At 42.6% G+C, this 20,158-nt stretch carries 14 protein-coding genes; 8 read left to right on the plus strand and 6 right to left on the minus strand.

Annotated elements, in window-relative coordinates; genetic code table 11:
* The first annotated feature begins 84 nt into the window (after positions 1-84).
* The 3 genes from R3E32_00555 to R3E32_00565 all read left to right on the plus strand — a co-directional run bounded on the left by R3E32_00555 (position 85) and on the right by R3E32_00565 (position 1,804).
* Positions 85-819 carry a formylglycine-generating enzyme family protein gene (locus tag R3E32_00555; GenBank protein MEZ4883192.1) on the plus strand — a complete coding sequence of 245 codons (735 nt, stop codon included), beginning with the start codon at positions 85-87 and terminating at the stop codon, positions 817-819.
* Between the two features lie 254 nt (positions 820-1,073).
* The gene (locus R3E32_00560; GenBank protein ID MEZ4883193.1) at positions 1,074-1,520 is read left to right on the plus strand and encodes an HRDC domain-containing protein; all 447 of its coding nucleotides are present in this window, start codon (positions 1,074-1,076) and stop codon (positions 1,518-1,520) included.
* The gene (locus R3E32_00565) at positions 1,517-1,804 is read left to right on the plus strand and encodes a hypothetical protein (protein MEZ4883194.1); all 288 of its coding nucleotides are present in this window, start codon (positions 1,517-1,519) and stop codon (positions 1,802-1,804) included. The genes R3E32_00560 and R3E32_00565 overlap by 4 nt, the downstream gene beginning before the upstream one ends.
* Positions 1,805-1,954: 150 nt before the next feature.
* Here the strand turns inward: R3E32_00565 and R3E32_00570 are convergent, their stop codons facing one another.
* Complete coding sequence (locus tag R3E32_00570; protein ID MEZ4883195.1) at positions 1,955-7,066, minus strand: C25 family cysteine peptidase; 5,112 nt, start codon at positions 7,064-7,066, stop codon at positions 1,955-1,957.
* Between the two features lie 449 nt (positions 7,067-7,515).
* Between R3E32_00570 and R3E32_00575 the strand changes: the two genes are divergently transcribed.
* Complete coding sequence (locus tag R3E32_00575; GenBank protein ID MEZ4883196.1) at positions 7,516-8,241, plus strand: formylglycine-generating enzyme family protein; 726 nt, start codon at positions 7,516-7,518, stop codon at positions 8,239-8,241.
* A gap of 551 nt (positions 8,242-8,792) precedes the next feature.
* Here the strand turns inward: R3E32_00575 and R3E32_00580 are convergent.
* Entirely contained in the window at positions 8,793-8,918 is a 126-nt protein-coding gene (locus R3E32_00580; protein MEZ4883197.1) for a hypothetical protein, read from the minus strand.
* Positions 8,919-8,980: 62 nt separating this feature from the next.
* Here R3E32_00580 and R3E32_00585 point away from each other — a divergent pair, with 62 nt between their 5' ends.
* Together R3E32_00585 and R3E32_00590 are read left to right on the plus strand one after the other, a co-directional pair.
* Positions 8,981-9,721 (plus strand): formylglycine-generating enzyme family protein, encoded by a 741-nt coding sequence (locus R3E32_00585; GenBank protein ID MEZ4883198.1) that lies wholly within the window; start codon positions 8,981-8,983, stop codon positions 9,719-9,721.
* A gap of 670 nt (positions 9,722-10,391) precedes the next feature.
* Positions 10,392-12,782 (plus strand): COR domain-containing protein, encoded by a 2,391-nt coding sequence (locus R3E32_00590; protein MEZ4883199.1) that lies wholly within the window; start codon positions 10,392-10,394, stop codon positions 12,780-12,782.
* Positions 12,783-12,801: 19 nt separating this feature from the next.
* On the opposite strand, the gene R3E32_00595 is transcribed toward R3E32_00590, so the two are convergent.
* The 3 genes from R3E32_00595 to R3E32_00605 all read right to left on the minus strand — a co-directional run bounded on the left by R3E32_00595 (position 12,802) and on the right by R3E32_00605 (position 14,607).
* The gene (locus tag R3E32_00595; protein MEZ4883200.1) at positions 12,802-13,014 is read right to left on the minus strand and encodes a hypothetical protein; all 213 of its coding nucleotides are present in this window, start codon (positions 13,012-13,014) and stop codon (positions 12,802-12,804) included.
* A gap of 88 nt (positions 13,015-13,102) precedes the next feature.
* Positions 13,103-13,717, minus strand: coding sequence for a Uma2 family endonuclease (locus tag R3E32_00600; protein MEZ4883201.1), 615 nt, complete (start codon positions 13,715-13,717; stop codon positions 13,103-13,105).
* A 20-nt stretch (positions 13,718-13,737) separates the two neighbouring features.
* The gene (locus tag R3E32_00605) at positions 13,738-14,607 is read right to left on the minus strand and encodes an SDR family oxidoreductase (protein ID MEZ4883202.1); all 870 of its coding nucleotides are present in this window, start codon (positions 14,605-14,607) and stop codon (positions 13,738-13,740) included.
* Positions 14,608-14,707: 100 nt separating this feature from the next.
* On the opposite strand from R3E32_00605, the gene R3E32_00610 reads away from it, so the two are divergent.
* Entirely contained in the window at positions 14,708-17,473 is a 2,766-nt protein-coding gene (locus R3E32_00610; GenBank protein MEZ4883203.1) for a TonB-dependent receptor, read from the plus strand.
* A 134-nt stretch (positions 17,474-17,607) separates the two neighbouring features.
* On the opposite strand, the gene R3E32_00615 is transcribed toward R3E32_00610, so the two are convergent.
* Complete coding sequence (locus R3E32_00615) at positions 17,608-19,053, minus strand: LptF/LptG family permease (GenBank protein MEZ4883204.1); 1,446 nt, start codon at positions 19,051-19,053, stop codon at positions 17,608-17,610.
* Positions 19,054-19,272: 219 nt separating this feature from the next.
* Here R3E32_00615 and R3E32_00620 point away from each other — a divergent pair, with 219 nt between their 5' ends.
* Positions 19,273-19,881: a hypothetical protein gene (locus R3E32_00620; protein ID MEZ4883205.1), complete on the plus strand. Its 609-nt coding sequence runs from the start codon at positions 19,273-19,275 to the stop codon at positions 19,879-19,881.
* Positions 19,882-20,158 lie beyond the last annotated feature (277 nt).

Raw genomic sequence — 20,158 nt, forward strand, 5'->3', positions numbered from 1 at the left:
AAGAAACTCCATCCATAGCCCATGAATTCATTCGTGGGCTAAGAATGGGAACGAATTTTCTTCAAAACAACCAAAACACAAACCATGCCTCCAATACAAATACCAAGCAACACCATCACCCTACAACACCCAACCAACGGCAAAATCTTCAACTTTGAAATGATTCAAGTAGAAGGTGGCAGCTTCAAAATGGGAGGAACAAAGTACAGTTTTGAAAAACCCATACATGAAGTACATATTCCGACTTTCCACATCGGCAAATATCCCGTCACCCAAGCCCTCTACGAGTTTGTGATGGGCGAAAATCCTTCTTACTTTGAAGGAACAGAAAGACCTGTCGAACAGGTTTCTTGGGACGATGCAAAGGTATTTATAGAAAAACTGAACAAAGACTATGGAAATATGGGCTTTCGCCTATTGAGCGAAGCTGAATGGGAATATGCAGCAAGAGGAGGAAAAGAGGGAATAAAAGACAACTTTGAATATTCGGGCAGCAATGAGATTGAAGAAGTAGCTTGGTATAGAAAAAATAGTCATCAAGAGACCAAACCTGTGGGCTGGAAAGAACCGAATCAGTTGGGGATATATGATATGTCGGGCAATGTGTGGGAATGGTGTGAAGACGATTGGCACTCCAATTATGAGGATGCTCCCAAAGATGGCAGCGCATGGATAGATGAACCAAGAGCTTCAATGCGAGTGTATCGGGGCGGCTCGTGGAGCTACAACTTCACCGGCACCCTTCGGGTTGCTTACCGCTTCAACTTCGCCCCCGTTAACAGGGACTACTACCTCGGCTTTCGCCTTGGTTTGCCTTAGTTTAGTAGGCAGCCATTCGGCTTTTCTCTTTGAGCTAACAGGTCAGGTCAGGGCGAAATGGACGGAGCTTTGGGAGCAGTGGGCGAATGCGGAGCCGCCCACGTGAGCAAAGAGAAGTACATGGAGCTGGGGGTTTGGGGGCGTTGCCCCCAACTTTGGGTAGAGAGCTTAGAACAGGAAGGATTAATAGAAAGGAAGCTCACTTGGCTTGGTATTGTGGTATTTTCTTAGGACTACTATAAATTTAATATTTTATGAAAGTTAAAATTTTTACTATTCCCATTTTGCATAGTGAAAAGTGGGAAAAAGAATTGAATCAGTTTTTGCAGCAAAAGAAGGTTGTGGAAATAGACCGTCAACTGGTCAATGGCAAAAACGGAGCTTATTGGTCTTTTTGTGTGGAGTATATAGACGGTTCGAGTGCTATTTCCAACGAACAACAGCGCATCGACTACAAAAAGGTATTGGACGATGCGACTTTTCAGCGTTATTCCGCTTTGAGAGAGGTACGCAAGGTATTGGCAGAAGAAGAGGGACTGCCTGTTTTTGCGATTTGTAGCAATGCTTCTTTGTCCGAAATAGCAAAGCTGAATACCATCACCGAAAAAACAATGCAGAAAGTCAAGGGGATTGGTGAGAAAAAGGCAGCCAAATATGCGACAAGGTTTGCGGAAGGGCTTCAAAAAAAAGAAGGCAAATGAAACGGCAAGGAAACTTGATTGAACCCATTACTTCAATGGATAACCTGTATTTGGCGTATTGGAAAGCCAAAAAAGGCAAGCAAAACCGCCCTGAAGTGATTGCATTTACAAAAAACTTGCGGGAGAATCTACGCTCACTTCAAAGTGATATTCTCGAACAAACCATTGATTTTGGGGATTACCACTACTTCAAAATTTACGACCCAAAGGAGCGGCTCATCTGTGCCACGAGTTTTCGGGAACGGGTATTGCAACACGCCCTGATGAATGTCTGTCACGTTTGATGGCTCGAAAGTTCTGCTGCTTTTTTACTGATTACCAAAACAGATTACAAAAGTTTTAAAAACTTTTGTAGTCTGCGGCTCAATAGCGGTGGGTTTCGAAACCCACCGCTATTGGAAGGGAAATATCCAATCATTCCAACATCCAAATAATCACCGCATCAGATACATCTTCCCCCAACCATTCTTAAAACTACCATCAATCAACTCATTTGTTTCCAATTGTTTGATTTCCTGACCGTTCAAGCGGCTCACTACTCGATACAAATACACCCCATTCGCCAATTTGTCGCCAAATTCGTCTGTTCCATCCCATGCAAATTCGGTCAAATTTTCGCCAACATGTAGGCTACCGAGTTCTGCTTGTGTGATTTCTCGCACTACTTTCCCCGAAACCGTCATAATTTGAATTTTGAGGTATTCAGGCACTTCCGAACCTGTGATGGTCAGCAGAAAACGGGTCGAAGAAGTGAAGGGGTTGGGGTAGTTCAATACGTTGGAAATCATGGATTCGGTGATGACCTCAAAACTGCCTTTGTAGGCTTGACGTGCAAAATCATTGCCGCTTCGGTCTTTGGCATCAATGGCTATTTCGTAGGTTCCATTTTGGGTAAAATTGGGCTGCAATTCTATTTCCGAAGTATTGTTGCCTGCTGCGGCTTGCGCTTGTGTGGCAGGTCGGAAAGTCACCATTGGGTCGCTAAACGGAATGATGCGCTCCGCAATTGGGTTGCCATTACCATCTGGATAAGTCAGAACAATTTGGTAATCAGACGTATCATTGAGCGCAAAAAATGGATTGTCGTCCTTAACCCGAATCAAAATATTGGGTGCAGCCGACACTATATCCCCATCAATAATGTGCCGCCCATCGAAGGTGACATCCACAATGGGGTTGATTTTGTCGGAAATAACCGTAAATGGAATCACCAACACATTGTTGAAGTCCTTTTTCTCCAATTGGTCGCCATCGGGATTGATTTCCACCAAAAGGAAATTACTACCACTCAAGCCATTGGTTTCAAACGAAAAATTAGCCGTATAACTTTCGCCCGAAGCCAAAGGTTTGTAGCGTGGGGCATCTAGAAGTGTTTGTACATTGTTGCGATTGACAAGCGTATAATGCACCAAAACGCTGTCCATGTCCACCTCTCCTGCATTGACATAAGCAAAAGAAAGTGAGCCAGTTTGTCCTTCAAAAAGTGTATCCGACTCAAAACTGTAAGCCGTTTTGGTGTCCAAAGCCAATTCACCCGCCCCTTCAAAATGCACCTTCCAAAAATCCAATTGAGGAGGCGTGCGTTCTGCCACGTCCGTCGATTTCAACTCCAATCGAAGGAAGGGATATTTCAGCGCATCAATGCTACTAATGTTGATATTTTCACCTGTCGCCAAATTGCCGTTGATGAGTTCGCTGCCATTTTCGCCAATGCCATATACCCTCAAATTGGTCTGGTCGGTCGGCAGGTTGTCTTTTTTCCAACTCAATGTCTGCCAGCTTTTTGCAGGGCCGATAGGAGGGGAGGACACGCTGCCATTGTCGGCTCTTACATCGACTTCCAAATCCATCACCAAATTTTCGTCACTCAAATTGCCTGTCAATTGAATGTTTGCAGGGTATTCGGGAAGGCCTTTTCTGCCAAAAGCAATAAAACCTCTGTTGTTGGTCAACCCGTCCAAAGTGGCAATGCCCATGTTTTGAAGGAAATCTTCGATAAAATTGACGTAAGGAAAAATTGGGTCATTGGGAACGGCATTGCTTAGGCGGTGGTTCAAAAGGCTGTAAACCAATACGTAATCGCCGACTTCAATCGTTTCGTTCATAAACGTTTGCATACTTTCCAAGCGGCTACCAATGGCAGTGCTGAACTCGATGGCGTACATATCGTTCAGTTCACAATGGTTGTTGCCATATTTTCCCATTCCCCCACAATCCAATGTGCCACTTCTTTCGCTTGCAAGGGAAACAATGGGTTCTAAAATGGGCTTGGGTTTCAAGACAATAAATCCCAAACCACCTTCACAAACGCCTTCCTCCAAACAAGTTGCACGGGTACTGGGCGAAGAATTGAAGTCTGCTAATACTTTGTCATTGAGGCTAATGGAAATATTGTCGGGCGATAGTCGGTTGTTGACAATGTGTAGTTTGTTGGTGATAAAATCGTAATTGAATTTGCGGCTCAGACTATCCAATAGTATGTCATTGAAGGTATTGCGGTTGAATTGGTAGTAATGGGATTGGTTCCAACCGTTGGTGCTATTGGCTTCAAAAAGAAAAGAACTAACTGCCCAAGCGGGTTTTTCTTCTTCATTTTCAGGTACTTGGGCGTTTCTCCAATAATAAACCGTTTTGTTTTGGTAATTCACATTTGGTTGCCACGAAATGACCCCTGCTTTGCTGGTCACAGTTGCGGTTTGCAGCAAGGGACTGTTGAACAAAGCAGTGGTATCTATTTGAAATTCATAGTCGTATTCCTCCAAAATCGGCTGACCTGTTGAAGATTTCAAGGTGACATTCGGGTTGGCGACTATGGCAAATTCGCAGGGAAAAATGGGTATCAATTGGTTGGAGAAAATCGTTGTTTCTTTGACCGTATTGTTGTTGCTTTCACAAAGTTCTGCCACTTGATTCTGGGCATCTATCAACACTTCAAAACTATTGCTTCCGCCAATAACATCTGCATCACCTGTTTGCACAAAAACTTGAAGCGTATCGGCATACTTTGGAGAAGGCACTTGCTGGTCGAAAACAACCTGGACTGTGCCATCAGGCAGTCGGCGATTGACGACTACCTGAATGGGGTCTTCAATGGCTTTGCCCAAATTTTGGAGAACAATATTGACTGCAAAAGAGTCCAAATCGGTCGTAATCTGTGGAGGCTCAAACGAAATGCCCGCTTCACTGACTCGGTAATCGGGAACAGGCAATGGATTGAGGATGATGGCAGGATCGCCTGTCAGCGTAAAAAATATGGCATTGAATTTCACGCCATTGTAGAATGGACTGTTGGGGTCGCCAAATTCTATACTGAGTTTTAAATTGTTGTCTTTTATCGCCAAACCAATGGACTGATTGTATAAATTGGCGGTGAAATTTTCGTAAACACCCTGAACATATTGGTCAAGCAGAACGGGAAAACCAACCGCAGCACTTGCCAAAAAACCGATAGAACCCAAATTGGGAGCCAACACAAATTCATGTGCCATTCCTACTGGAACGTTGTTGGAATTGTGAATATCTCCTACAAAACAAGAACTTGCTAAGATGAACGGATAACGCCCATAGTTTTCTTGTTCGAGAGCTTTGATGTTTACATTCAATGAATTACCCGTTCCATGTCCCACAAAATTAATGATGCCAAGCCCAGGATTGATGAAATTGCTGAGGTCGGCTTCTTCAATTGGGTCGTCCGAAAACTTGTTGTAGGTGTGAATCACTTTTCCCCCAAAGTTGATGTCTTCAAAAATTTCTTTATACACCGAAAGTGTCTGCACAAAATCTGCCGCTTCCGCCAAATCTGTTCCCCCTGCAATGTGTAGCGCATGTTTTCGCCAAAGGATGTCCTGTGCGCTACAAGGGTCAGGAAGTGTCTCGTATTCAATGACTTTATCCAAATAAATTTTTGCCTCCTCAGCAGTTCGAGCAGGCACTCGACCAAGTGCCACTTGATTGACGTAGGAAAAAGCACTTCTGGCAGTCAGCAAAACATCTGATCCAGAGTGACCATAGGTAGGAATCAAACAGTCCCTAAAATTTGCACTTGTGGTAGTGCTTCGGTATTCAATGGATTTGCCGAGTAGCAACAACTGTTTGGCTTGTCCATTCCATTTGTCGGCGGCATAATTGATAAAATTCCGAACCGAAAGCGGATGTTTTTGGATGCCCCATGCAAATTGGTCGTAGAGTTCTTCAATGTTTGCGAGGACTACTTTGTGGTTGCCGCCTGCTGCGCTGCTGCGGTATTGACGGTAGCGTTCTACTTGATTCACCGCACCTTTCATCAACAGAGGATGTGAAATAATGAGGTAGTCGCCTTGGTTTTCGGCTTTGCTAAAATCGGTGAATTGAACCGTATCTATTTTGTTGATACGTCTGGTAGTCAATGAATTGCTGGTATTGGCGAGGATGAGTTTTCTTTTTGCCGCACCGCCAAATACTTGTTTGAGCAAAAATTTGTAAACACTTCCTTCTACTATGGGGACGATGCGTTGGCGATTGGTGATGTCGTATAAAATGGGCTGCGAACCGCCATCAAAATTGGTGACTTCAATGTATTTGTCTGCATTGTTGTCTATTTCAAAAATACGGCTTCTATTTCCTTCAAAGTCAAAAGTGCTGGGATAGGTAATGTGCATATAAGACACCACAAAATTGTTGGTAGCCGTTGGGTTATCTGTCGTCAATGCCGTAAAAGTAGCCTCTGTTTCGGGGCTTTTGAGTTCACCCAAAGGCACATTGAAGGTTTCGATGGTATTGTCAAATCCTTCAAAATTGGTCTGTTGGTAAACCGTACCATTGAAGCTAATGGTCAGTGGGTGGTCTTTGAAGGTGAAGGGGTCGTTGTTGATGCCGACTAGTTTGGTTGTAATCGTGGCTTCTCCGCCATTGAAGAAAATGGACGGGGTGGATAGGTTTTGACGAGAACTTGTCTCACCTGCTGTTGTGTTGATAGAAGAGCCTGTAAATCCTTCATTTTCATCAAAATCAGCAAAAGAAGTAGCGGTCCCTCCTACATTGATTCGCTTGCCGGGATTGTGAATTGCTTCAAATACGTTTTGGCTGTTGCGGATGTAAAAAGCTTCTTTTGCAGGGGGATTGCTGATGTCGTTGGTCGTGGAGGCATAGCGAGAATGGTTTGCGCCACTTTCTACGGCAATGAAATAGGCAGAAGTATCTGTAAACAAGTTTTTTAGTGGTGTCAACTGCCACGTTGGTTTTTGGAAAAGTTGGGTGTCAAATTCTCCATCGTTTTTTTCTCCAAAAAACTCTACATAGTCGTTGTTGCCCAAATCACCGTCATTGCTCACATAAATCGGCACTTCCTTACCCTTGTAGTAGAGCTTCAAATCTGCACCTTTGGCGTTGATGCCTGCGGACTGCAATACGGACTGATTGATTCGGTAAAGTCCTGTGCTGTTGAGCTTTACCTTGTAGTAGGTTTGGTCAAAATTTATCCATTCGTTGTAGTAGGTGGTCGGGATTCCTTGACCATAGACAAGGGCGCTGATGGTAAATGTTAGCAAGACTACTATATATCGCTGCATAAGGTTGACATTTTTTTTGAAGTCACAAAGATAAGGAAGATAACAATAGCAGTCGTTTAGATAGTGGACATTTGCTCGTTGGCTTGGTCGCACCTGCTACTTTTTGGGTGATTTCGATTCAGACTTTTGTAGTTTCATTTAAAAAATTTGTGAGAAAGTAGAAAATCAACCATCTATCAACAGAAAACTACAAAAGTCTTTACACCATAATTGTTAACGGAATTGGTGGGAAAAGGTAAATCCATTTTTTTCTTTTTCCCCACTTCAACTGTTGTCAAGGTCTTCGACCGTTGACAAAGTTTCTGTTACACCTTTCAAAAAATCCAAAATTTTTCCCATCTTGGCTGTCGAATAGCTTAATAGCAGTGGTTTTTGTACCCCATTCGTAGCCCATGAATTAATTCATGGGCTAAGAATAGGTTTTCGACCAAAAAAAACATCCTTCAAATATGAACCAAACACCCACCAAAACTGTCACCCTTCAACACCCAACAACAGGTGAAACCTTTGATATAGAGTTGATTGAAGTGGAGGGAGGAAAAGCCGAAATGGGAGAAGGAAAAGGAAAACATCCAATAAACATCCCGACTTTCTACATCGGAAAATACCCTGTCACCCAAGCCCTATACGTTTTTGTGATGGGCAAAGCCGAAAACCGCTCTCGCTTCAAAGGCAAAGACCGACCTGTGGAAATGGTGAGTTGGGAGGATGCCAAAAGATTTCTCCAAAAATTGAATAGTGAATTTGGGAATTTTGATTTTCGCCTACCGAGCGAATCGGAATGGGAATATGCGGCAAGAGGAGGCAAACATTGGCGAGATAAATTTGAATACGCAGGGAGCAAGAACATAGAGGAAGTCGCTTGGTGTGATAAAAACAGTCATAGGGAAACGAATCCTGTGGGTTGGAAAAAAGCGAATCAACTGGGCATACACGATATGAGCGGCAATGTATGGGAATGGTGTGAAGACGATTATCATAGCGATTACGAAAATGCACCAAAAGATGGCAGCGCATGGATAGACGAACCGAGAGCTTCATCATGCGTTGTTCGTGGCGGCGGCTGGAACCGCTACGTCATCGGATGTCGGGTTGCGATCCGCAACTACCTCATCCCTTCGTCCCGTTACTACTACTACGGCTTTCGTTTGGTTTTGCCTCAGTTTAATAGGTAGCCATCCAACATTTCTTCAGAGCAAAAGAAAAAAAAGAAAAGAGAAAAGAAAAAGTGACCTGTCCTTGACTTTGAGAACAAGAGGCGAAGCGGTAGCCGCCTCGGTGAACAAAGGAAAGGATAGGGAGCTAATGTGCGGTCTGTGCCTTCCTTATTTTCTTGTGTTGGCGTAAGTCTTTTGCCTGTTCTTTTCCTTGATGAAAAGAACCAAAAATCAAGACCTGACTTGATTGCTTAACGCAAAAAAAGGAAAAAGAGGCTAAACAGCTTGAAACTTGATTCCGCTTCGCTCCATCTTCAAACAGCAATCTGTTCTTAACGCCTCTTTCCCCTTTTTTTGCTACAATCAAGAAGGGTCGGTGTATAGATATTAAAGGGAGGTTTCAGGCTTTCATGGAGCTGAATAATGTTGAAATTTGAACGTGTTTTGTAGTGAAAATTCGCCTATGGAACATCCCGATTTGTCGTGGGCATCTGAAAGATTTGGCTACGTTTGAACGGTCGGTCATTTTCGCTTCAATTGTCGGCGAAATTTTCGCTAATGTTCCCACTTCAACTGTTGTCAAGGTCTTCGACCGTTGACAAAGTTTCCTTCACATCTTCCCAAAAAAATCCAAAATTTTTCTCATCTTGGCTGTCGAATAGCTTAATAGCAGTGGTTTTTTGTACCCCATTCATAGCCCATGAATTAATTCATGGGCTATGAATGGGTTTTCGACCAAAAAAAATATCCTTCAAATATGAACCAAACACCCACCAAAATCGTCACCCTTCAACACCCAACAACAGGTGAAACCTTCAACATCAAACTTATTGAAGTAGAAGGAGGCACTTTTGAGATGGGAAGTGAAAAAGATGGGGATGAAAAACCCATACACGAAGTGAGCGTTCCGACTTTCAACATCGGAAAATACCCTGTGACCCAAGCCCTCTATGTTTTTGTGATGGGCAAAGCCGAAAACCGCTCTCGCTTCAAAGGCAAAGACCGCCCTGTGGAAACAGTGAGTTGGGAAGATGCAAAAAGATTCCTCCAAAAACTGAATAATGACTTTGGGAATTTTGAATTTCGCCTGCCGAGTGAATCGGAATGGGAATATGCGGCAAGAGGAGGCAAAGATTGGGGAGATAAATTTGACTATGCAGGGAGCAAGAACATAGAGGAAGTCGCTTGGTATGATGAAAACAGTCATTGGGAAACGAATCCTGTGGGTTGGAAAAAAGCAAATCAACTGGGGATATACGATATGAGTGGCAATGTATGGGAATGGTGTGAAGACGATTATCATAGCGATTACGAAAATGCACCAAAAGATGGGAGCGCATGGATAGACGAACCGAGAGCTTCAAGCTGCGTTGTTCGTGGCGGCGGCTGGGACTACTTCGACAGCTCTTGTCGGGTTGCTTACCGCAGCTACGACCTCCCTTCGTACCGCGACAACTACGTCGGCTTTCGTTTGGTTTTGCCTCAGTTTAATAGGTAGCCATTCAGCATTTCTTCTGAGCAAAAGAAAAAAAAGAAAAGGGAAAAGAAAAAGTGACCTGTCCTTGACTTTGAGAACAAGAGGCGAAGCGGTAGCCGCCTCGGTGAACAAAGGAAAGGATAGGGAGCTAATGTGCGGTCTGTGCCTTCCTTATTTTCTTGTGTTGGCGTAAGTCTTTTGCCTGTTCTTTTCCTTGATGAAAAGAACCAAAAATCAAGACCTGACTTGATTGCTTAACGCAAAAAAAGGAAAAAGAGGCTAAACAGCTTGAAACTTGATTCCGCTTCGCTCCATCTTCAAACAGCAATCTGTTCTTAACGCCTCTTTCCCCTTTTTTTACTACAATCAAGAAGGGTCGGTGTATAGATATTAAAGGGAGGTTTCAGGCTTTCATGGAGCTGAATAATGTTGAAATTTGAACGTGTTTTGTAGTGAAAACTCGCCAATGGAACAGGCGACGTTTGAACGGTCGGTCGGTTTCGCTTCAATTGTCGGCGAAATTTTCGCTAATTTTCCCACTTCAACTGTTGTCAAGGTCTTCGACCGTTGACAAAGTTTCCGAGGTATTGTTGTCAAGAAAAAACCTCAGTGCCTCTGCGTCTCTGTGTTTAAAAAAACTCGTATATTTAAGCCCTTTTAAATATTTTATCTTGAAAAACACCTTCCTCCCATGAAGCACAAAGAACTACTCGATTGCAGCAAACAAAATCTCACCGACCGTGATTTGCCCCGAATTTGGGCGCAGGTAGCAGCCGAACAGCGGGAGTTTGTGGATTTGAGTTACAACAAAGGCACGATACAGCACCTGCATCTGAAAGCCGAACAACTGCAGTCGCTTCGGTTTTTGTATGCCTACAAGAGCAATATTCAATCCATCACGATAGATGGAGATTTGCCCAATTTGCAGATTTTGAGCTTGGCAAAGAACCAATTGACGGATTTTCGCTTGCCGAGGGGTTTTGCCGCTTTGGAGCATTTGCGATTGGATGAGAATCAATTGAAGGAAGTAGAATTGGAGTCTGTGGAAGGATTGCAGTCCTTGGAGTCTTTGTTTTTGCAGGGAAATGAGGTGCAGAACATTCCGCAGGAAATATTGGAGCGAGAGGAGAACTGCAAGGAAAGGGTATGGACTTTTTTGAAGGACAAAAAAGAAAGCGGAGCCGTACAAAACAATGAGGTGAAGGTGATTTTGGTCGGCAATGGGAGCGTGGGTAAGACACAGATAGCGATGCGTTTGGAGCAGCAAAAAGACTATGTGTTCAACAAACAGCATGAGTCGACCCATGCGATTGCCCTATTGAAGCGGGAGATGGCTTGCAGCTATCTGCCCGACGGCTTGACCCTCAATATTTGGGATTTTGGCGGACAAGACATTTACCATGCGACCCACCGAATGTTCATGCAGCACAATGCCCTGTTTTTGTTGGTGTGGGATGCGGAGAACGAAACGAAGCCCAGTCACAACTACAATGGCAGGGATTATAAAAACGAAACTCTGGACTATTGGCTGAGGTATGTGGATTGTTTTGGGAAAGGCAGCCCTGTCTTGGTGCTGCAAAACAAGATAGACCGACTCTTTGAAAAGAAAATGCCCCCTCCGACCCAAAAAAGCTTCCAAAGAGAACATGCCAACATTGTTCGGTTTTTGGAGGTCAGTGCCAAAAAAGGCAAGGGTTTTTTGATTTTGGAAAAAGAGATTCAAAAGGTATTTGCCGAACATTCGGTCTTGAAAGAAAGCCTACTCAGGGAATTGCCCGCCTCGTGGGTAGCTGTCCGCAATCGGGTGCGAACCGAACAAAAGAATCCACAAGGACGCAAAGAAATCGACCAAAGCACTTTTGGGAATTGGTGTGAGGCAGCAGGCGTAGCAGATTCGGCGCAGTACATCTTGGAGTTTCTGCACGATACAGGTGTGCTGTTTTACCAAGAACGCTATTTTTCGGGCAGCATCATCTTGGATCAAGCTTGGGCGATTGAAGCAGTCTATAAGGTGCTGAACAAAGATTCGGACTATTTTGAAATCTTGGAAGACAAAAAAGGCGTATTGGAGTATGAAGATTTGTGCGAAATTTGGGAGAGAGAAAGCGATGCCGAAAGGAGTTTGTTCATAGATTTTATGCTGAACTGCGAGCTGTGTTTTGAAACAACAACAGAAAAACCAGAATATGGCAATCCAGAACTCAAAGACCGAACTTTTGTGGTGCCTCAATTGATGGCGACCGAAAGACCCGACTATTTGGAGGATGCGGAGTACATGCGGCACTACGAATTGGAGGAACAAAAGCGGCTTCCTTTTCATTTTTTGCCCCCTGTTTTTATGTACCGATTTTTGGTGCAAGCCAGTGACTTTGCGGAGGTGGGCGATATGTGGCGGCAGGGCGTATTGATGGAATACGAAGGGGCTTTTGCATTGGTGGAGGCGGATTATGCCGACAAATGTATTGTGTTGCACTACTCCAAACAGGCGACTCAGTTGGTTTTGGCGATTGAGCAACAACTCGACATCATCGCACAGGAAGGGAAGGTGCAGCCCCAAAAGGAAAGCTCGGAAATGACCGAAAAAATGGTGGGCATGGGGTATTTGAAAAGGGGTTTGGAGGGATTGAAGGACTCGGCGGCTGCTCCAAAATCTTCAATGGTGGAGTTGTTTGTTTCCTATTCGATAGAAGATATTTCCTTCAAAGAAAAATTCAGTACACATCTTACCACCTTGAAAAAGAGGGGTTTTATCCGTTCTTGGGATGAAGGCGATATTTTGGCTGGACAGAACCGCACAGACAAAAGTCAAGCTGCCCTGCAAAAGGCGGACATGATTGTGCTGTTGGTCAGTTCGGATTATTTGGAGAGCAAATGGGAAACGGAATTGGCGGAGGTGATGCAAAGGGCGAGAAATAGGGAGGTGAAGGTAGTGCCGATTTTGGTGCGTCCTTGTGATTGGGAAGGTGCGCCTTTTGAGCATTTGGAGTTGATTCCTCGCAGTAAGGTGGCGGTAAGTCTTGCGCCGAATCGGGATGAGGCTTGGCTGGAGGTGGTGAGGGAGTTGAAGGTTTTGTTGCGGTGACCCTATTCGACCTGTGCCATTAAAAAATAAATACTATTTCTTGTATTGGCGTAGGTACTTTTGCCTGTTCTTTTTCTTGATAAAAAGAACCAAAAATCAAGACCTGACTTGATTGCTTCACGCAAAAAAAGAAAAAAGAGGCTAAACAGCTTGAAACTTGATTCCGCTTCGCTCCATCTTCAAACAGCAATCTGTTTTTAACGCCTCTTTTCCCTTTTTTTACTACAATCAAGAAGGGTCAAATCCCTGTTTCATGCTCCAAGAACTTGTCAAACACTTAAAGGCACAGATAGAATTAATTCATGGGCTAAGAATGGAGTTTAGACATTTCTTTCTTCAGGAAAGACTTGAATCAACTCAATGTCCAAACCTTCAAAAACCCTCGACTTCAATGTTTCATCATCTGTCAAAGGCGTGATTGCGCCTACATATTTTTGGGTAGGGGCATCCAAATAATAGGCAAACGCCCAATTGTGTTCGGGGTCAATCACCCAATATTCCAAAACACCTGCCTCTTGATACAATTCAAACTTGTCTTTCATCTCTTTTTTGGAATTGCCAGGAGATAAAATCTCAATCACCAAATCAGGTGCGCCCACACAACCTTGCTTGTCCAATTTGTCTTCATCACAAACCACACATAAATCGGGTTGTACAACTGTATCTATTTTATTGCTTTTGATTTTGGATTTGGGAAGGGGCAAGCGCACGTCGAAAGGAGCTGAAAATAATTTACACCCCTTTTTATTTTTCAATAAATAGATGCCAATGGAAACGTGTAAATAACTTGAAATTTCCTGATGACGCACATTTGGCGCAGCCATAGGTAGCAAACGACCTTTCAGTAATTCCACCCTTTCTTTGAATTGCCAAAGAATGTAGTCGGCATAGGTATAGTGTTTATTGAAGTCTAATTGATGGAGAGAGGTTATCATTTTTTAGAATTTTGAAGTTACTAAACTACAAAAAAATCAGCTATCCCACACATTTCCTTGCTAATAGCCCACATTTTTTGGGCATCTGCTTCGATATAAGAATTTTTGGAAGAAGGTTTAGAAGCGCATTTGTCCCAATACAATCCGCTGATTCCCTTCAATTCAGGGGCAGTAGCGAGGTAAACAGAAGTTTTTGCACCTTCTTCGGGAGTCACGCCAAATTCACGCCGTATTTTCCACACCAAAGCATGTAGCGAAAAAGTGTGTTTGAAGCCAATGTCGGTTTTTACCAGCCCCGGTTGCAGTGCATTGACGGCCATGTTTTGGATGCCTTTTTGCTTCAATTTTCTGTCCAATTCGTAGGTAAACAAGCAGTTGGACAACTTAGAATGGGCATACGATTTGATGCCATTGTAGCCTTTGGAGAGGGTCAAATCGTTGAAGTCAATCTTTCCTCGAAAATGCGTGTCCGAGTTCACATTCACAATTCTCGCATCATCGGACTTCAACAACAGTGGCAACAACAAATGTGTCAAAAGAAAAGGAGCAAGGTGATTTACTGCAAATTGCACTTCAATGCCATCCTTATTGAGCGTGCGTTCCGAAAGCCAAATGCCCGCATTGTTGACAAGTGCATCCAAATGGTCGAATTGAAGGGAAATGTTTTTTGCAGCAGCGGCAATGTCCTCTTTTGAAGACAAGTCTGCCACTACATGGCCTATATCTGCATTGCCACTTTTTTGCTTCAATGCTTCAACGGCTTCACTGGCTTTCTGCTCATTGCGACAGAGCAACAAAACTTTGTAATTCATTTTTGCCAAAGCCAAAGCGGTTTCAAAACCAATACCTGCATTGCTGCCTGTGATGACAGCAGTTTTATTTGAGGACATACATTTTTTGTTTGTTAAATAACGACGCAAAGATAGAAATAATTGGCGCAGTATAGGGCAAAACCTGTACCTTTGCAGCACATCAAAAAATTCTAAGACGATGAATTTTAAGCTACTATTTCTTTCTTTTCTTTTGTGTGCCACTACTTTGTTGATGGCTCAAAAACATACATTTAGCGGAGTGGTGACGGATGCCGAAACCAAAGAACCGCTCTTGGGAGCCAATATTTGGCTCGGTACAACGGGTACGGTCACAGACTTCGATGGTTTCTATTCTATCCAATTGGTGAATGGTACTTATGAGGCACAAATCTCTTATGTGGGCTACGAAAAACAAACAACGACGGTCACGATTGCAGGGAGTGATGTGGTTTTGAATGTGGCAATGGAGGGTTCGCAGATGTTGAAGGAGGTGATGGTCACGGCAGATATTGCACGGGCAAGAGAAACGCCTGTTGCTTTCTCCAATATTACACCTATACAATTGCAGGAAGAGTTGGCAGCACAAGAATTGCCGATGGTGTTGAACTCTACGCCAGGTGCTTATGCTACTCAGACTGGAGGAGGTGATGGTGATGCACGTATCACGATTCGGGGTTTCAATCAGCGAAATGTGGCGGTCATGTTGGATGGAATTCCTGTGAACGATATGGAAAATGGTTGGGTCTATTGGTCCAATTGGTTTGGCTTGGATTTGGTGACACAGCGAATGCAGGTGCAGCGGGGTTTAGGGGCTTCCAAATTGTCTGTTCCTTCTGTGGGGGGAACTATCAACATCTTGACCAAAGGTATAGACAATGATAAAAGTTTGAAAATTAGTCAAGAGGTGGGTAATAATGGTTTTTTGCGCTCTACTTTCGGCCTCAATACGGGGCGATTGAAGGGAGGCTGGGGTATTTCAGCAGCAGGCTCTTACAAAACGGGTGATGGCTGGGTAGATGCGACTTTTACAGAAGGATATTTCTATTATTTGAGGATAGATAAGAAACTGGGAAACCACTTAATTAGTTTGTCTGGTTTTGGTGCACCGCAAGAGCATGGTCAGCGACCCTTTACGACTGAAATCGCTTTTGTGGATGCGGATTATGCACGAGAATTGGGTGTGCCTGAGGAATCTATTTCTGACCCGAATACTGGATTGACTTATTATGATCGAGGACGAAGATACAATGAACATTGGGGGTATAGAGATGGAGAGGTTTTTAGCACTCGTAAAAATTACTACCACAAACCTCAATTTAGTTTGCGTCATTCATGGCAGGCAAATGAGAAATTGTTTTGGTCGAATATTGCCTACTTATCCATAGGAAATGGAGGCGGAACCGCCCCTGGTAGCAGCAGTGATGGTTCACAATCTTTGCAGCGATTCGACAATGGGCTATATGATATTGAAGGAGCGATTGAAGCGAATCAATTGATTTCACCTTTTCGCCCCGAACCAGTTTCAGACCGCATTTTGAGATCCAGCATCAACAATCATTTTTGGTACGGTTTTCTTTCCACTCTGTCTTATAATTTGAGTCCAAATGTATCGCTTTCTGGTGGTTTAGATGGTCGTTATTACCGAGGAGATCACTACCGAGAAATTTACGACCTTTTGGGAGGTGATTATTTCATCTTTAGACCTGTACTATCAAACCAACCTAGAAATCAATACCAGATTGATGTTAACAAAAAACTGTATGAAGGAGATAAGATTTTTTATGACTACTCCAGTTTTGTACGTTCCGCAGGTTTATTTGGACAAATGGAATGGAAGAAAGATGATTGGACGGCTTTTGTGAATGTGTCAACTGCAATTTCAGGATACAGTATCGAGGATTATATGCGTAGCAAAGTGGTAGAACTACCAGATACTACCTTATTCGTTTCTTATGACAAACCCTTGACCCATAATGATGTAACCTATACAGTAGATTCGCCAGAAGCTCAAAATCAAAAAGTAGATTGGATCAATCTTCCATCTTTTACCTTCAAAATGGGAGCTTCTCGCAAATTGGGTAATCACCACAATGTATTTTTTAATACAGGCTACCTTTCCAAAGCACAACGGTTCAACAATGTCATTAATACCCAACGTTATGTGGCTTTCAATGAATACAAAAACGAAAGAATCATTGGTTTAGAATTGGGTTATGGCTATACGAGTCCCGTTTTTTCCGCAAATGTGAACATTTACAATACTTCTTGGCAAAATAAACCATTGGAAAGTGCTCCTACTGTGCCTATTCCAAATGCAGATGGTACGATTGATGAAGATTCGGAAAGGGTTGCCATCAATGTTCCTGGTATAGATGCTTTGCATCAAGGTTTTGAAGCGGACTTTGCTTTCAAACCTAGTAAAAAAATTACCTTTGAAGGTTTGATTTCTCTTGGAAATTGGCGTTGGACATCTTCAGAAGTAGCTGAAATTTACTTTGATGGTCGATTGATTCGTAGTTATGAATTTGATGCAACGGGTGTTCACGTAGGAGATGCTGCTCAAACCCAATTGGGAGGTTTGTTGCGGTATGAACCCATCAAAGGTTTGTACTTCTCACTTAGAGGAACATTTTTTGACAACAACTATTCTGACTTTCAGCCTGAAGATTTGAAACCTGAAAGCAATTCGGCACGTCGAGATTCATGGAAATTACCCGATTATATGTTGTACAATTTCCACGCAGGCTACAATTTTCGCATCAATAAAACCAAAATGGGCTTGCGCTTCAATGTATTGAATTTGTTTGATACAGTTTATTTGAGTGATGCTCGCAACAATGACGACTTTAATGAGCGACCTACTGCCGATTTTGATGCGAAGTCAGCTTCTGTTAATTTTGGACAAGGTAGGAGATGGACGACTGCTTTGAGTGTGGAGTTTTGATTACATCTTGAACCCATCTTGCGCTCGTTTACAACGAGCGCAAGATTACCAACAGCGTTTGTAACGCCACTTTAAATGCAGAAAGGAAGCGCACTTGTTAGAAACTATCGCAAGATCAGACGTTTTCAACATTCTTATTGATTTTCCTTCTTCCCAAATACCTTCCCAAACCAATCCTTCAACCCTTTTCCGTATCCTTCAAAATTCAACAATGCAGAATCATTTGTTGCTTTGAAGAGTAAAAATAATCCAATCGGCAACAGAATGGCTGTCGCCATCCACATTCCTTCAGCGGGAGTCATCACATACTCCTCCGCAAACTTTTTACCCATTGTGGTGAGAATGTGGAAGATGGTGAAAAACAGAATGGCCAATACCATCGGCATACCCAAACCACCTTTCCGAATCAATGCACCCAAAGGTGCGCCAATCAGAAACAGGACCAAGCAAGCCAAAGAGAGGGAAATTTTGTAGTGAAAGAAAATCATGTATTTATTGATGTGCTGCAAATTACTTTTGGAGCGTCCGTCCGAAGAAGCCGCAAAACCCTTGATATTGCGAAGCGAACTTTGAGCACTGTTTAACAACCTCTGTTGGTTAGGACCATCTAAATACAAACAAGCCAAAAAGGAAGTGTCAGCAGGATTCCAATCGATAGGAGTAGTGTCGTATTGGAAAGTACTGTCTCTTAGGAAACTGAAATAGATAGAGACATTCTTTTTGAGAGATTTGGGAATTTCTTGATCTGCCTTTTTGAGTGAATCTACTCCACTAATCAGTTGTTCGGTACTCATCATGCGGTAGTTGCTTTCAAATAGCTTTTCATTTTTTTTGTCGAAGGCAAACATGGTGAGGTCAAAAATCATTTCATACTCCGTGAAGCGGGTGCGGATAAATTCGTTTTTATCGATAGGCCCTTGCGTTGGAGGTTCTTCGTATTGTACGCCATTGTAGAGTTTAAACACCATTGCCGTATTATCGGGTGTTACTTGCATTTCTCCTTTTTCGGCAAGCAATACATTCACATTGCCACGCTGTGCGGTATGGTCATGTATATTGATGTCGTATAGAATTTTACCATCTGGACTTTTGTCACCTGCTCTGATTACATACCCTTCAATGTCGTTAGAAAAAACACCTGGACGAATATTGAAGGCAGGGCGTTGTCGAGTGACCGAATACAGCATGGTGTAGTATTTCAAATTGGCAACAGGCAGTACATAGTTGGCAAAAGCGAAAGCAATACCACTCAATAAAGTAGCAACGACCAAAAGCGGCAACATGAATCGAAGTAGTGAAATGCCTGCTGATTTGAGAGCCACGAGTTCATAGTGTTCACCCAAACTCCCAAAAGTCATGATAGATGCCAACAAAATGGCAATTGGCAATGCCAAAGGTACAATGCTTGCAGAAAGGTAAAAAATCAATTCTGCAATGATGAGTAAATCCAACCCCTTACCTACCAAATCGTCAATGTATTTCCATAAGAACTGCATGATAAGTACAAACAGCGCAATGAAAAAGGTGACGATGAAGGGGCCAATAAACGCTCTTAGTATGAGGCGATCAATTTTTTTCATACTTTCTATGATACAGATTACAAAAGTTTTGAAAACTTTTGTAATCTCTGCAAATTAAAACTTTTGTGATTATACTGCCAGCGAAACTATATTCGCTTTTCTCTTCCTTGACTTTTAGGAGTTTGGAACTTTGAACGAGAAAGTGGAATGTAGATTCTAAGGCGTTCCACAAAAAAATGTCCTTTTTTGATTTACAAAACTCGAAAAAAAACTTCAATAATGTCCAAAATTCCCACTTTTACCCCACAAGAAATGACGATTCTTTCTGATAAGAACTTTTTATTAACCAAAAGAGTTGCCTTAGAAAAAATAATGACCTTATTTGGAGAATTGGCACAACATCTACAACAGCTACCGATTCATCAAGGTTTTACCTTTCCAAAAGGAACAGATGCTGTTTTGGGCAAAATATCGAAAGGAGATAATTACAAAGGACTGCCCTATATGGTATTGGACTTTCCAAAACTATTTCACAAAAATGCCGTTTTTGCCTATCGCAGTATGTTTTGGTGGGGAGATTCATTTAGCTTTACTTTGCATTTATCAGGGGCCTGTTTGCTTCAATACCAAGACGTTATTTTGAATAATTTGGATAAATTGCAGCAAGAAGAAGTTTATTTTTGCTGCAATGATACACCGTGGGAATATGACTTTGGCATAGACAACTATATCCGTCTTTCAGATGTAAGCAAATCCTTCATTGCAGAAAAGATAACTCAAACGGGCTTTATCAAACTGAGCCGTCAATTGCCGCTTCAAGATTGGCAGGAGGTTATTGCTTATGGTAGTACGACTTACACGCTTTTTTTACAGTGTTTGAAAACGTAACTTTAATCTCTTGTGTACATGGTACAATTTTAGCGGATAAAAATATTGTCACAAAAATGTCACGTAGTTTAATGAATAATGATTATATTTGTGCCTGTAATTTGTAATCTTTTAGCCCATTCAATCTACCATATCACTTTATTACAAATAGAAAAGGTGATTTTCCTTCCTTCAAATACAGCTTTTAAGCCCACAAGTTTTTGATTACCAGATACCACTTAATTTATCAATTTAATACCTAAAGCTGTGAATAACGTCAAATCATTTGCATTCATCC

The organism is Chitinophagales bacterium, from assembly GCA_041392475.1.
In the GTDB taxonomy this organism is placed as follows: domain Bacteria; phylum Bacteroidota; class Bacteroidia; order Chitinophagales; family UBA2359; genus JAUHXA01.

What these genes read in the sequence shown, in the direction of transcription:
- R3E32_00570 (MEZ4883195.1), bottom strand. Translation starts at nt 7,066, where the DNA reads ATGCAGCGATATATAGTAGTCTTGCTAACATTTACCATCAGCGCCCTT.
- R3E32_00605 (MEZ4883202.1), bottom strand. Translation starts at nt 14,607, where the DNA reads ATGTCCTCAAATAAAACTGCTGTCATCACAGGCAGCAATGCAGGTATT.
- R3E32_00560 (MEZ4883193.1), top strand. Translation starts at nt 1,074, where the DNA reads ATGAAAGTTAAAATTTTTACTATTCCCATTTTGCATAGTGAAAAGTGG.
- R3E32_00620 (MEZ4883205.1), top strand. Translation starts at nt 19,273, where the DNA reads ATGTCCAAAATTCCCACTTTTACCCCACAAGAAATGACGATTCTTTCT.
- R3E32_00585 (MEZ4883198.1), top strand. Translation starts at nt 8,981, where the DNA reads ATGAACCAAACACCCACCAAAATCGTCACCCTTCAACACCCAACAACA.
- R3E32_00580 (MEZ4883197.1), bottom strand. Translation starts at nt 8,918, where the DNA reads ATGAATGGGGTACAAAAAACCACTGCTATTAAGCTATTCGACAGCCAA.
- R3E32_00615 (MEZ4883204.1), bottom strand. Translation starts at nt 19,053, where the DNA reads ATGAAAAAAATTGATCGCCTCATACTAAGAGCGTTTATTGGCCCCTTC.
- R3E32_00590 (MEZ4883199.1), top strand. Translation starts at nt 10,392, where the DNA reads ATGAAGCACAAAGAACTACTCGATTGCAGCAAACAAAATCTCACCGAC.
- R3E32_00555 (MEZ4883192.1), top strand. Translation starts at nt 85, where the DNA reads ATGCCTCCAATACAAATACCAAGCAACACCATCACCCTACAACACCCA.
- R3E32_00600 (MEZ4883201.1), bottom strand. Translation starts at nt 13,717, where the DNA reads ATGATAACCTCTCTCCATCAATTAGACTTCAATAAACACTATACCTAT.
- R3E32_00565 (MEZ4883194.1), top strand. Translation starts at nt 1,517, where the DNA reads ATGAAACGGCAAGGAAACTTGATTGAACCCATTACTTCAATGGATAAC.
- R3E32_00610 (MEZ4883203.1), top strand. Translation starts at nt 14,708, where the DNA reads ATGAATTTTAAGCTACTATTTCTTTCTTTTCTTTTGTGTGCCACTACT.
- R3E32_00575 (MEZ4883196.1), top strand. Translation starts at nt 7,516, where the DNA reads ATGAACCAAACACCCACCAAAACTGTCACCCTTCAACACCCAACAACA.